Origin of the sequence: Paraburkholderia sp. DD10 (assembly GCF_049177125.1) — a bacterium.
GTDB classification, from domain to species: Bacteria; Pseudomonadota; Gammaproteobacteria; order Burkholderiales; family Burkholderiaceae; genus Paraburkholderia; species Paraburkholderia terricola.
The window spans coordinates 2,564,145-2,576,506 of record NZ_CP185393.1 but is presented as its reverse complement, the minus strand read 5'-3'; the positions used below and the strand labels follow the sequence as shown (position 1 = coordinate 2,576,506).

Sequence of the window (12,362 nt, the reverse complement as noted above, 5' to 3'; positions counted from 1 at the left end):
AAAAAAGCCGCAAAATCAAACCTTATTTGGACTCCGCATACGGCGCAACGCCTTTCCGATCCGCGCTCAGGCCGTGTCACGGCCAGCCGGCGCGGGCGAACGAGTAGGTGCTATCCGCGCCGATCACCAGATGATCGACCAGTTGCACGTCGATCAACGCAAGGGCGTCGCGCAGCGTGTGCGTCAGGCTGCAGTCGCTCGCGCTCGGCTGAACCGCGCCGGACGGGTGATTATGCGCGACGATCAGGCTGGCGGCATTCAGATTCAGCGCCCGTCGCACGATCTCGCGCGGATATACCGCCATGCGCGTAAGCGTGCCCTGCGCGCTTTCCTCGCAACGAATCAGCCGATGCCGGGCGTCGAGAAAGAGCGACACGAAAACTTCCTGTTGCCGACCGCCGATCAGCAGCCGCAGGTAGTTTTCCACGGCTTCGGGCGAGTTCATCAGCGAGCGCTTGCGCATTTTATCGACCAGCGAGCGCCGCGCCATTTCCATGATGGCGAGTAATTGCGCTTTTTTCGCAGGCCCGATGCCGCGCAGGCCGTCGAAGTCCGCATACGTCGCGTCGAGCATCGCACGCAGCGAGCCGAACCGGTCGAGCAAGGCACCCGCGACGCTGAATACGTCGTGGCCCGGCAAGCCCGCACCCAGCACCAGTACGATCATTTCCGTATCCGATAGCACGCCAGGCCCTTGCTCGATCAGCCGCTCGCGCGGCATGTCGTTCTTGTGCCATTTGCCTCGCAGGAGCGCCGGCGACGAGCGCGCGGCGGACTCCGGTGAACACACACGAGCGTCCGGCTCCGGCGAGGCCGATTCCAGCGTCGTTTTATCAATCGTGCAGGCGTGATCGGCCATATAAATAGAGTCCTCCGGTTTCGGGTTCGGCGCGGCGGGCGACGCCGCTGGCACCTCGCGGTGCGCGCGACGGCCGCAAGCCGCTGCACGCTATGTGGCTTACAATAAGCGCTTTGCGCACGGCACCCCGATGGTTTGCCACACGCGTCGCCTGCGCCCGCGGCGCACGCGTGCAGCGCGCTTCGACAGAGCGAGCATTGCATGAGCATCATCGACATTTCCGAAGTGAAGCCCGGTTCCCACGTGACGCTTCATTACCGGCTTTCCCTTGCCGATGGCGCCGAAGTCATCAATACGTTTACCGACAAACCCGCCACGCTTCTGCTCGGTGCGGGTCAATTGGCGCCGCCGCTGGAAGATATTCTGCTAGGTTTGAAGGTGGGCCACCATTCGACCTTTCAGCTAGCGCCAGCTCAGGCGTTCGGTCCCCGCAATCCCGAACTGATTCAGCGCGTCTCGCTGGCCACGCTGCGCGAAAACAGCATGATCGGCGAGGATTTTTCGCCAGGCGACCTGGTCGAATTCAACGCGCCGGGCGGCGGCCGTTACGCCGGCGTTCTGAAGGAAGTCGGCGAAACGTCGGCCCTGTTCGATTTCAACCACCCGCTTGCCGGCCAGGCGCTGGCGTTTGAAGTGAAAATCATCGGGATTTTGTGAACATGAGCATCACGGATACGACTCTTGCCGAAACCGAGATCCTGCTGGCGCAGCCGCGCGGGTTCTGTGCCGGCGTCGATCGGGCGATCGAGATCGTGGAGCGGGCCATCAAGCTGCACGGCTCGCCGATCTATGTACGCCACGAAATCGTCCACAACGCCTACGTCGTCGAGGATCTGCGCAAGAAGGGCGCGATCTTCATCGAGCGGCTCGAAGAGGTGCCGGCCGGCAATACGGTCATTTTCAGCGCGCACGGCGTCTCCAAGGCCGTGCGTTCGGAAGCCGAGTCGCGCGGGCTGCGTGTCTACGACGCCACCTGTCCGCTCGTGACCAAGGTGCATATCGAGGTCGCGAAGATGCGCCAGGACGGCTTCGACATCGTCATGATCGGCCACAAGGGCCACCCCGAGGTGGAAGGCACGATGGGGCAGGCCGGCGAGGGCATGCATCTGGTCGAGGACATTGAAGATGTGCAGGCTTTGCAACTGGCCGATCCCGAGCGGATCGCGTTCGTCACGCAAACCACTTTGTCGGTCGACGACGCAGCGGAAATCATCGGCGCATTGAAAGCCAAATACCCGTCGATCCGCGAGCCCAAGAAACAGGACATCTGCTACGCCACGCAAAACCGCCAGGACGCGGTGAAGTTCATGGCGCCGCAGTGCGACGTCGTGATCGTGGTCGGCAGCCCGAACAGTTCCAACTCCAACCGGCTGCGCGAACTTGCCGAAAAGCTCGGGGTGCCCGCCTACATGGTGGATTCGCCGGACCAGATCGACCCGGTCTGGGTCGAGGGCAAGCGCCGGATCGGCGTGACGGCCGGCGCATCGGCGCCGGAAGTATTGGCGCAAGCGGTGATCGCCCGCTTGCGTGAACTCGGCGTGCGCAATGTGCGCGCGCTCGACGGTATCGAGGAAAACATCGCTTTTCCGCTGCCGCGCGGCTTGGGCTTGCCGGCCTAAGAGCAAATATCTCCTCACAAGAAGCGCGCCCCAGGGCGCGTTTTTTTTCGCCGTCCGGTTCGCGCTGCGCCCAAAAGATAAAGTGCCGGATCGCGCCTTTCGCTCGTTTTTCGTGCGCTGGCGCGCAAATTTTTTTGAAATCCGACCCGAGTATTAGCGTGTTTCGCACGGTAGCGCCCCATTTAAACGACGTCGAAACCGCTACGCCGATTTTTGGCGCACTAAAATAGTGCGTCATTCTGAATGGGCGCAAAAACGTAATACCTAATGCGAGCCACGGCGGAATCGGGCGCTGAGCGAATCGGCCGCAACACTTGATGCCAGTGGGCGCGACGATGGTGCAACTGATGCACGAAAAACAGTCGCAACCCGGTTGCACCCATTGACGGATTCCGCTCTCAAAATAAGGTTGCAATGCAGGAAAACCCTGCCGGTTCAACAATATTGCCCGTCGCAAAATTGGAGTTACAATGCGCGCGTTCTCAAGGCCTCCGGGTCCCGGACAATAGATTTTTGCAAGGCGCGGGAGACCTACTTAATGCGAGTCAAGTTTGCTTACGCCGTGTCCATCGCGGCCGCGGTTGCGATGTTGACCGCGTGCGGCAAGAAACAGGATGGCGAGGCGGGAGCGGGTGCATCGGCTGCGACGGCGGCAAGCGCACCGGTTAGTGAAGCGACGATCGTGAAGATCGGCCATGCGGCCCCATTGACGGGCGGCATCGCGCATCTTGGCAAGGACAATGAAAACGGCGCGCGCCTGGCGGTCGAGGAAATCAATACGCAGGGCTTGACGATCGACGGCCGCAAGATCCAGTTGCAGCTCGACGCGCAAGACGATGCCGCGGATCCGAAAACGGGCACGGCGGTCGCACAGAAACTGGTCGACGATCACGTCGTGGCGGTGGTCGGGCATCTGAATTCGGGCGTGTCGATTCCGGCCTCGAAGATCTATAGCGATGCGAGCATCGTGCAGATCTCGCCGTCGTCGACGAATCCGGCGTACACGCAGCAGGGTTTCAAGACGGCCTACCGGGTCGTCGCCACCGACGCACAACAAGGGCCGGCGCTCGCCAATTACGCCACGAAGGCGTTGAGCGCCAAACGCATCGCCGTAGTGGACGATGCGACCGCCTACGGTAAGGGGCTCGCGGACGAATTCGCGAAGACCGTGGAGGCGAGCGGAGCAAAGATCGTCGCGCGCGAAGCGACGAACGACCGGGCCACGGATTTCCGGGCCATCCTCACAAAGATCAAGAGTGTTCATCCGGACGTCATCATGTTCGGCGGCATGGACGCGACGGGCGGGCCGTTTACGAAGCAGGCGGCGGCGCTCGGAATCAGGGCAAAAATCCTTGGCGGCGACGGCGTGTGTACCGACAAGGTGGGTGAGCTGGCGGGAACCGCCGTGCAAAACCTGGTCTGTTCGGAAGCGGGACTCGCGCTTTCGAAAATGGACAGGGGAGCGGACTTCGAAAAGAAGTACGTCGACCGCTTCCACACGCCGGTGCAGATTTACGCACCGTTCACGTACGACGCTGTGTATGTGATTGTCGATGCAATGAAGCGCGCTAATTCGATCGAGGCGCCCAAGGTGCTGGCTGCGATGCCGTCCACCGATTACACCGGGGTAATCGGCCACATCGCGTTCGACGACAAGGGTGATTTGAAAGAGGGCGCCATTACGCTTTACGACTTCAAGGACGGCAAGAAAGCGGTTCTCGACGTCGTGAAGATGTGATGACGGGACGTTCAGCCTGACGGCACCGAAACCACCCAACGGTGCCGTTTTTGCATCCGCTCAAGGCGAGCCCGCGACCGCATCCCGGTCGTCAAGGCTAACCGGCGGCGGATAACCCTTACCGGTCTTTTACATCAGTACCCGCAGTGCCGTTGAGATTCCGTAACGCATCACCGCCCACCGGCTGATGAAGAACGCGAATCCGGCCGCACGGGCTAAGGAGCATTAAATGGATATCTTCATCCAGCAGGTCCTCAACGGGCTGGTGCTTGGCAGCGTTTACGCCATCATCGCACTGGGCTATACGATGGTTTACGGCATTCTGGGCATCATCAACTTCGCTCATGGCGACGTGTTGATGGTGGGCGCGATGGTCGCGCTCTCCGCCATAGGCGTGCTGCAGAACCACTTCCCCGGCTTAGGCAACGTGCCGACGCTGTGCATCGCGCTGGCGATCGCCGCCGTGGTGTGCGCGGCGGTCGGCTACACGATCGAGCGCGTGGCTTACCGGCCGTTGCGCAAGGCGCCGCGTCTCGCCCCGCTGATCACCGCGATCGGCGTGTCGATCCTGCTGCAAACGCTCGCGATGATGATCTGGTCGCGCAACCCGCTGCCGTTCCCGCAACTGCTGCCCACCGATCCGATCAACGTGATCAAGGCCACCGAGACGACGCCCGGCGCCGTGATCTCGATGACCGAAATCGTGATCATCGTGGTGGCGTTCCTCGTGATGGGCGGCCTGCTGCTGCTGGTTCACAAGACCAGGCTCGGCCGCGCGATGCGCGCGATCGCCGAGAACCCCGGCGTCGCGAGCCTGATGGGCGTGAACCCGAACTTCGTGATTTCGGCGACCTTCATGATCGGCTCGGCGCTCGCCGCGCTCGCCGGCGTGATGATCGCGTCCGAATACGGCAACGCTCACTTCTACATGGGCTTCATCCCCGGCCTGAAGGCCTTTACCGCAGCGGTGCTGGGCGGCATCGGCAACCTCGGCGGCGCGATGGTCGGCGGCGTGATTCTCGGCCTGATCGAACAGTTGGGCGCCGGCTACATCGGCAACCTGACCGGTGGCGTGTTCGGCAGTAACTACCAGGACGTGTTCGCGTTCATCGTGCTGATCATCGTGCTGGTGTTCCGTCCGTCGGGCCTGCTCGGCGAACGCGTTGCGGATCGCGCTTGATCCCGGGCCATAAGGAGTAAACAGACATGACCTCAATTCAACCGATCGAGCCGTCCACGACGCTCATCCCTGAAAAGAACCTCACGAAGACGCTGGTCGTCGGCATCATCACCGCGATCTTCGTGATCGCCGCGCCGATGATCATCGGCGCCGCCGGCGGCAACTACTGGGTCCGCGTGCTCGACTTCGCGATGCTGTACGTGATGCTCGCGCTCGGTCTCAACGTGGTGGTCGGCTTCGCCGGCCTGCTGGATTTGGGCTACATCGCGTTCTACGCAATCGGCGCGTACACCGCGGCGCTGCTGAGCTCGCCGCACCTGGCCTCGCAGTTCGAGTGGATCGCGCATCTGGCGCCGAACGGGCTGCATACGCCGATCTGGATCATCGTGCCGTGCGCGATGGCGCTCGCCGCGCTCTTCGGGGTTCTGCTCGGCGCGCCGACCTTGCGTCTGCGGGGCGACTACCTCGCGATCGTGACCCTGGGTTTCGGGGAAATCGTGCGGATCTTCATGAACAACCTCGACCGTCCGGTGAACATCACCAACGGACCGAAGGGCATCACGGGGATCGATCCGGTCAACGTCGGCGGCTTCAGTCTCGCGCAGACGCACACCTTCCTCGGGTTCTCGTTCCCGTCGGTGTACATGTACTACTACCTGTTCGTGATCTGCTCGCTGTTCGTGATCTGGACGTGCACGCGCTTGCAGCACTCGCGTATCGGCCGCGCGTGGGCCGCCATCCGCGAAGACGAAATCGCCGCGAAGGCGATGGGCATCAACACTCGTAACGTGAAGCTGCTGGCGTTCGCCATGGGTGCGTCGTTCGGCGGTCTGTCGGGCGCGATGTTCGGTTCGTTCCAGGGCTTCGTGTCGCCGGAATCGTTCACGTTCTGGGAATCGGTCGTGGTGCTCGCGTGCGTGGTGCTCGGCGGCATGGGCCACATTCCGGGCGTGATTCTCGGCGCGGTGCTGCTCGCCGTGTTCCCGGAATTCCTGCGCTCGACGATGGGTCCGTTGCAGAACATGATCTTCGGCCATGAAATCGTCGATACCGAAGTGATCCGTCAGTTGCTGTACGGCCTCGCGATGGTCGTGATCATGCTGTACCGCTCGGAAGGCCTGTGGCCGTCGCCGAAGCACGAGGACAAGATCGCGAAGATTGCGAAACGGGCCGGCAAGAAGCCGGTGCGCGCATAAACCGGCAGGGAGAAAACACATGAGCGACAACATTCGACTGTCGGTGAAGGGCGTCAACAAACGCTTCGGCGGCCTGCAGGCGCTGTCCGACGTCGGCCTCGAAATCAAGGCCGGCCAGATCTACGGTCTGATCGGCCCGAACGGCGCCGGCAAGACCACTTTCTTCAACGTGATCACGGGGCTGTACACGCCGGATTCGGGCGACTTCAAGCTCGACGGCGAGAACTACACGCCGACCGCCGTCTATCAGGTGGCGAAGGCCGGGATCGCGCGCACGTTCCAGAACATCCGTCTGTTCGGCGGCATGACCGCGCTGGAAAACGTGATGGTCGGACGCCACGTGCGCACGAAGCACGGCCTGGTGGGCGCGGTGTTCCAGACGCCGGCCGAGCGCCGCGAAGAGCGCGAGATCAAGGAGCGCGCGATCGAACTGCTGGAATACGTCGGCATCGCGCAGTACGCGGACTACACGTCGCGCAACCTGTCGTACGGCCACCAGCGCCGTTTGGAAATCGCGCGTGCACTGGCAACCGATCCGAAGCTGCTCGCGCTGGACGAACCGGCGGCCGGCATGAACGCAACGGAAAAGGTCGAGCTGACCAAGCTGCTCGACAAGATCCGCACGGACGGCAAGACGATCCTGCTGATCGAACACGACGTGAAACTCGTGATGGGTCTGTGCAACCAGATGACGGTGCTCGACTACGGCAAGGTGATTGCGCAAGGTCTGCCGCAAGACGTGCAGAAGGATCCGAAGGTGATCGAAGCTTATCTGGGTGCGGGAGTCCACTGATGTCCACAACGCAAGCAATGTTGAAAATCAAGGGCCTGCAGGTCAATTACGGCGGCATCCAGGCAGTCAAGGGCATCGACCTCGAAGTCGCGCAGGGCGAACTCGTCACGCTGATCGGCGCGAACGGCGCGGGCAAGACCACGACGATGAAGGCGATCACGGGTCTGAAGCCGTATTCGGCCGGCGACATCGAGTACATGGGCCAGTCGATCAAGGGCATCCCGGCGCACGAGCTGCTCAAGCGCGGCCTCGCGATGGTGCCGGAAGGCCGCGGCATCTTCGCGCGCATGTCGATCGTCGAAAACATGCAGATGGGTGCCTATCTGCGCAACGACACCGACGGCATCAAGGCGGACGTCGATCGCATGTTCGGCTTTTTCCCGCGCCTGAAGGAACGCGCGACGCAGTATGCGGGCACGCTCTCGGGCGGCGAACAGCAGATGCTGGCGATGGCGCGCGCGATCATCTCGAAGCCGAAGCTGCTGCTGCTCGACGAGCCGTCGATGGGTCTGTCGCCCATCATGGTCGAGAAGATCTTCGAGGTGGTGCGCGCTATTTCGGCTGAAGGCATGACCGTGCTGCTGGTCGAGCAGAATGCGCGTCTCGCGTTGCAGGCCGCGAACCGCGGCTACGTGATGGACTCGGGGCTCGTCACGATGTCCGGCGACGCGAAGCAGATGCTGGATGATCCGAAGGTGCGGGCGGCTTACCTGGGCGAATGAGTGGGTCATAGACCCGAGCCAGGTTTGCCATGCCGATGAAAAAGACCGCATGCGTGATAAACGCATGCGGTCTTTTTCATTCGGGCGGCGCGGCTTTACGCAGCCGGCGCGGCGTCCGCGAATTCGCCGAGACGCTTGCCGAGACTGATCACCGCGTCGGCGCGATAACCGAGCGCTTCGTAAAACGCGCGCACGTCCGCCTTCGCGGACAGGACTTGCAGGTTCAGCTTCGGGCAGCCACGTTCGGTCAACGCGGTTTCGACATGCGCGACCAGACGCGTGCCGATGCCATGACGACGCAGCGACGCATCCACCGCGAGCGAATACAGCCAGCCTCGATGTCCGTCATACCCACCCATCACCGTGCCGACGATTCGCCCGCCGAGCACCGCCACAAAGAACAGTTCCGGTTGCGTCGCCAGCTTGTTGGCGATCGACAGATGCGGGTTGCGCTGCGGCCGCGTCACGTCCCGATACTCGGGGAACGCTTCCTGCCACAGCGCGACCACGGCATCGGTGTCGCTCGCGTCGAAGCGGCGAATCGATAGCGCGGCGCTCGTCGTCATAGGCGTGTCGTGTCCGATTGATTACAGCGTGTCGAGGATCGAACGCAGCATCGCCATCATCTGGTCGATTTCCTCGTTCGTCACGTTCAGCGCCGGCATGAAGCGCAGCAGGTTCGGACGCGCCGCGTTCAGCAGCAAACCGTCGGGCTGCATGTCGCGCGCTTTCTCGACGATCTGGTTGCCGATGTCCTTGCCGAGCAGCAGCGCACGCAGCAGACCCTCACCGCGTTCGCCGATAAAGCCGCGTTCTTCCGACAACTCGAGCAGTTTCGTGCGCAGATAGTCGCCGCGCTCACGCACGCCTTCGAGGAAACCCGGCGCGGTCAGTTGCGAGATCACCGAATAGCCGACCGCGGTCATCAGCGGGTTGCCGTTGTAGGTGCCGCCCTGATCGCCGGCATCGAACACGGCGACGTCCGCTTTCGAGAGCAGCGCCGCGAGCGGCACGCCGCCGCCGATGCCCTTGCCGAGCGTCATGATGTCCGGCTCGATGCCCGACAGCTCATAGGCGAACAGCGTGCCCGCGCGGCCGCAACCGCTTTGCACTTCGTCGACGATCAAGAGGATGTTGTGTTGCTTCGTCAGCGCGCGCAGTTGCTGCATGAATTCGCGCGTGGCGGGAATCACGCCGCCTTCGCCCTGGATCGGCTCGAGCATCACGGCGACCGTCTTCGCGTTGATGAGTTTTTCCACCGATGCGATGTCGTTCAGATCCGCCTTCGGAAAGCCGGGCACTTGCGGTGCGTAGATCGTGTCCCAGCCCGGCTTGCCGCTCGCCGACATGGTGGCCAGCGTGCGGCCGTGGAAGCTGTGATCGAACGTGATGATCTCGAACGCGCCGTCCTTGTATTTCCTGCCCCACTTGCGTGCGAGTTTGATCGCGCCTTCGTTCGCTTCGGCGCCGCTGTTCGCGAAGAACACCTTGTCGAAGCAGCTGTGCTGCGTGAGCAGAGCGGCGAGCTTTGCCATTGGCTCGTTGTAGAACGCCGGCGAAGGATTGATCAGCAGTTGCGCCTGCTTGTTGAGTGCTTCGATCATGCCTTCATTGCAGTGGCCGAGACTGTTGACCGCCCAGCCCTGGATGAAGTCCAGATATCGCTTGCCGTCGTTGTCGTAGAGCCACGAGCCCTTGCCGTGCGTGAAAACGATTTCGGGCCGGTTCGTGATGTACATCAGCGACTCGATCGGGTACTCAGTGAAGTTCATGACGGCAGGCTCCAGACAGCAGGGTGAAAAGTGAATGAAGGGTGGCCCGGTAGGGAAGAAGGCCAGGAAAAACAAAAAAGCCACGGCATGCCGTGGCTTTCATGATTCGAACAGCTTGCGCCGTTGTGCGGCGCGAATCCGTGACGAAGCCGGCGGCGTCCCTAAGGGAGCGGCGAGCGGCGACGTCGAAGTTCGGATTGGATGCGGTTCATGCGCGAAAGAATACGACAAGGAAAGCGCTGGTGTAAACCGTGAATTTGCGTTGTGCCGATATTTTTGTGGGCAGCGCGAGTTCAGGTCGCAGACCGATTATGAGACGTATGGCTGACTAAAATGTGACGCGGATCATTTCTGCGCGGGCGGTGCCGGAATCGGTGGCGCATGAAAACAACCGCTGGAAATGCAAACGGGCGCTCGAGTGAGCGCCCGTTTTGAATGAGGAAGCCGGGGGTCCGCCCATCCGAGGATAGCTGCCGACGCTGATCCCGACTTATCGCCGACGATTCTAAAAGCCCAGGAGCCAAACGTCAATGGAACATCTGACTGACGAAGACATTGCGGCAGTCGCCGCGCTGCTTTCGGGCGAACGCCTCAACACCTTTCAGTCGCTGGCGGGCACCACGCGCGCGGCGGTCGCGCTTCATCAGCAGATGCTGCAAGTGGCGGGCGCGCTGATGAGCGTAACCGCGGTGGTCGAAATCGCACTGCGCAACGCAGTATGCGACAGGCTGACCGAACATTTCGGCGTTGGCGGCTGGTTGCGTCGCCCACCGGGGCCTTTTACATGGAAGGACGAGGAGCGCGCCAAGATCGAAGCGGCGGTGCGCGGTGCCCAGCGTGCCGCCTACGCCAAACTTAAGCCCACTGAGAAACACGCATTGGACGAGGCAGCATTTCGCCGCGGCGTGCCGGCCGCGCTGCGCCATGAGTTTCGGCTCGATGCACGGCAAAGAGCAATCTCTGTTCGGAGCGGGCAAGTTATCACTCAGCTCACGATGTACTTCTGGAAGCGGCTCTTTTCCAGCGATTATGAACAGACGCTATGGAAGTCGGCGCTCAAGCGCATTTTCCCCAACAAGCGGATAAACCGGTCGGCGGTGGCCATCCGGTTGGAACGCATTTATCAGACGCGTAATCGTGTCGCGCATCACGAACCCGTGTGGGGTGAGATGCTGTTCGACACGCTGGCGGCAGTCGACTTTGTCGCATCCAATCTCGGTGTAGCCGGAACAGACGGCCATACGCCCTTGCGCAAATTGCTTTTGCCCGAGCATGCGGCGCTTGAAAATCAGGCGCGCGCACTGCAGGTCAAAATCGACGCGTTTATCGGCATCAGCCATCCATGCGCCAAGCGCAGCCGCGTGCACAGCCGCGCTTGCCGAACTCAGCTCCGTGAGCATCGACGCGTGTACGCTGACGCTGCGTTACCGCTCAAACCGGATTCGCCAGATCCGCCGCGCTAGTAAACGAATCCGCATAAAACTCGTCTTCCGGCAGCCGATGATGCTGCGTGAAATCGCGCTGCGCCGACTCCACCATCACCGGCGCGCCGCATGCATACACCTGGTAAGCCGACAGATCAGGCAGATCCTCGACCACCGCGCGATGCACGAAGCCGACGCGGCCCGTCCACGCATCGCTCGCGTCCGGCTCCGAGAGCACCGGCACGAACTTGAAGTTCGGAATCTCGCGAGCCCATTGCTCGGCCAGGTCGAGCAGATACAGATCCTTCTTGCGGCGCGCGCCCCAATACAAGGTCATCGGCCGGTCGAGGTTCTTGAACACCGCGTGCTCGACGATCGCCTTCAGCGGCGCGAAGCCCGTGCCCGAGGCGAGCAGCACGATCGGCTTGTCCGATTCCTCACGCAGGAAGAACGTGCCGAGCGGCGCTTCGAAGCGCAGAATGTCGCGCTCTTTCATCGCGTTGAATACGTGATCGGTGAAGGCGCCGCCAGGCATGTGACGAATATGCAATTCGATCGGGCCTTCGGTGTGCGGCGCGCTCGCCATCGAATAACTGCGGCGCTTGCCGTCCTTCAGGATGAATTCGAGGTACTGGCCGGCGAGATATTGCAGACGTTCGTTGGCGGGCAGTTGCAGCTTCAGCACGACCACGTCGTCGGCTTTCCGTTCGATCGCGTTCACGCGGCAGGGCAGCTTCTTGACCTGCACGTCGCCGACACCGGCCACTTCGCGGATGTCCACTTCGAGATCGGAGCAGGCCGTGGCGCAGCAGAACAGCGCCATGCCGCGCGTTTTCTCGTCGTTCGACAAAGCCGATGACGAATGCGAGCGCTGTTCGATCTCACCGCTCACCACGGTGCCCTTGCACGAACCGCAGGCGCCGTTCTTGCAACCGTAGGGCAGGCCGATGCCCTGGCGCAAGGCGGCGGTGAGCACCGGTTCATCCTGTTCTACCTGAAACTGCCGGCCGCTTTGCCGGAGCGTGACGTTAAATGCCATAGAGTGTTCGAAATCGAAAA

Annotated in this window: 12 protein-coding genes; 8 read left to right on the top strand and 4 right to left on the bottom strand. The window is 62.0% G+C overall.

Translation table 11 applies throughout. From position 1 onward, the window contains the following. Positions 1–76: 76 nt before the first annotated feature. Positions 77–859, bottom strand: coding sequence for a RadC family protein (radC, locus tag ACOCG7_RS26890; RefSeq protein WP_073427039.1), 783 nt, complete (start codon positions 857–859; stop codon positions 77–79). Positions 860–1,060: 201 nt separating this feature from the next. On the opposite strand from radC, the gene ACOCG7_RS26885 reads away from it, so the two are divergent. From ACOCG7_RS26885 to ACOCG7_RS26855, 7 genes are all read left to right on the top strand, one after another. After that, entirely contained in the window at positions 1,061–1,516 is a 456-nt protein-coding gene (locus ACOCG7_RS26885) for an FKBP-type peptidyl-prolyl cis-trans isomerase (protein WP_073427040.1), read from the top strand. Between the two features lie 2 nt (positions 1,517–1,518). Next, positions 1,519–2,478: a 4-hydroxy-3-methylbut-2-enyl diphosphate reductase gene (gene ispH / locus ACOCG7_RS26880; RefSeq protein ID WP_073427041.1), complete on the top strand. Its 960-nt coding sequence runs from the start codon at positions 1,519–1,521 to the stop codon at positions 2,476–2,478. 538 nt (positions 2,479–3,016) lie between these two features. Further along, positions 3,017–4,216 (top strand): branched-chain amino acid ABC transporter substrate-binding protein, encoded by a 1,200-nt coding sequence (locus tag ACOCG7_RS26875; protein WP_073427042.1) that lies wholly within the window; start codon positions 3,017–3,019, stop codon positions 4,214–4,216. A 229-nt stretch (positions 4,217–4,445) separates the two neighbouring features. After that, a complete protein-coding gene (locus ACOCG7_RS26870; protein ID WP_073427043.1) occupies positions 4,446–5,396 on the top strand; it encodes a branched-chain amino acid ABC transporter permease in 951 nt (316 codons plus the stop codon). Between the two features lie 26 nt (positions 5,397–5,422). Beyond that, a complete protein-coding gene (locus ACOCG7_RS26865) occupies positions 5,423–6,592 on the top strand; it encodes an ABC transporter permease subunit (protein WP_073427044.1) in 1,170 nt (389 codons plus the stop codon). Between the two features lie 19 nt (positions 6,593–6,611). Then, positions 6,612–7,385: an ABC transporter ATP-binding protein gene (locus ACOCG7_RS26860; RefSeq protein WP_073427045.1), complete on the top strand. Its 774-nt coding sequence runs from the start codon at positions 6,612–6,614 to the stop codon at positions 7,383–7,385. Positions 7,386–7,402: 17 nt separating this feature from the next. Next, entirely contained in the window at positions 7,403–8,107 is a 705-nt protein-coding gene (locus tag ACOCG7_RS26855) for an ABC transporter ATP-binding protein (protein WP_090518686.1), read from the top strand. Between the two features lie 95 nt (positions 8,108–8,202). Here ACOCG7_RS26855 and ACOCG7_RS26850 read toward each other — a convergent pair whose 3' ends face one another. Both ACOCG7_RS26850 and ACOCG7_RS26845 read right to left on the bottom strand, forming a co-directional pair. Beyond that, the gene (locus tag ACOCG7_RS26850; RefSeq protein WP_073427047.1) at positions 8,203–8,673 is read right to left on the bottom strand and encodes a GNAT family acetyltransferase; all 471 of its coding nucleotides are present in this window, start codon (positions 8,671–8,673) and stop codon (positions 8,203–8,205) included. A 21-nt stretch (positions 8,674–8,694) separates the two neighbouring features. Beyond that, on the bottom strand, positions 8,695–9,879 hold the full coding sequence (locus tag ACOCG7_RS26845) for an acetylornithine transaminase (protein ID WP_073427048.1): 1,185 nt from the start codon (positions 9,877–9,879) through the stop codon (positions 8,695–8,697). A gap of 530 nt (positions 9,880–10,409) precedes the next feature. On the opposite strand from ACOCG7_RS26845, the gene ACOCG7_RS26840 reads away from it, so the two are divergent. Next, positions 10,410–11,342: a hypothetical protein gene (locus tag ACOCG7_RS26840; RefSeq protein ID WP_073427049.1), complete on the top strand. Its 933-nt coding sequence runs from the start codon at positions 10,410–10,412 to the stop codon at positions 11,340–11,342. Here ACOCG7_RS26840 and ACOCG7_RS26835 read toward each other — a convergent pair. Continuing rightward, the gene (locus ACOCG7_RS26835; protein WP_073427050.1) at positions 11,311–12,342 is read right to left on the bottom strand and encodes a CDP-6-deoxy-delta-3,4-glucoseen reductase; all 1,032 of its coding nucleotides are present in this window, start codon (positions 12,340–12,342) and stop codon (positions 11,311–11,313) included. The genes ACOCG7_RS26840 and ACOCG7_RS26835 overlap by 32 nt on opposite strands. Positions 12,343–12,362: the final 20 nt, after the last annotated feature.

Coding starts and splice junctions, on each gene's coding strand:
- ACOCG7_RS26840 (WP_073427049.1), top strand. CDS start 10,410: ATGGAACATCTGACTGACGAAGACATTGCGGCAGTCGCCGCGCTGCTT.
- ACOCG7_RS26860 (WP_073427045.1), top strand. CDS start 6,612: ATGAGCGACAACATTCGACTGTCGGTGAAGGGCGTCAACAAACGCTTC.
- ACOCG7_RS26865 (WP_073427044.1), top strand. CDS start 5,423: ATGACCTCAATTCAACCGATCGAGCCGTCCACGACGCTCATCCCTGAA.
- radC (WP_073427039.1), bottom strand. CDS start 859: ATGGCCGATCACGCCTGCACGATTGATAAAACGACGCTGGAATCGGCC.
- ACOCG7_RS26875 (WP_073427042.1), top strand. CDS start 3,017: ATGCGAGTCAAGTTTGCTTACGCCGTGTCCATCGCGGCCGCGGTTGCG.
- ACOCG7_RS26885 (WP_073427040.1), top strand. CDS start 1,061: ATGAGCATCATCGACATTTCCGAAGTGAAGCCCGGTTCCCACGTGACG.
- ACOCG7_RS26835 (WP_073427050.1), bottom strand. CDS start 12,342: ATGGCATTTAACGTCACGCTCCGGCAAAGCGGCCGGCAGTTTCAGGTA.
- ACOCG7_RS26845 (WP_073427048.1), bottom strand. CDS start 9,879: ATGAACTTCACTGAGTACCCGATCGAGTCGCTGATGTACATCACGAAC.
- ACOCG7_RS26850 (WP_073427047.1), bottom strand. CDS start 8,673: ATGACGACGAGCGCCGCGCTATCGATTCGCCGCTTCGACGCGAGCGAC.
- ACOCG7_RS26855 (WP_090518686.1), top strand. CDS start 7,403: ATGTTGAAAATCAAGGGCCTGCAGGTCAATTACGGCGGCATCCAGGCA.
- ispH (WP_073427041.1), top strand. CDS start 1,519: ATGAGCATCACGGATACGACTCTTGCCGAAACCGAGATCCTGCTGGCG.
- ACOCG7_RS26870 (WP_073427043.1), top strand. CDS start 4,446: ATGGATATCTTCATCCAGCAGGTCCTCAACGGGCTGGTGCTTGGCAGC.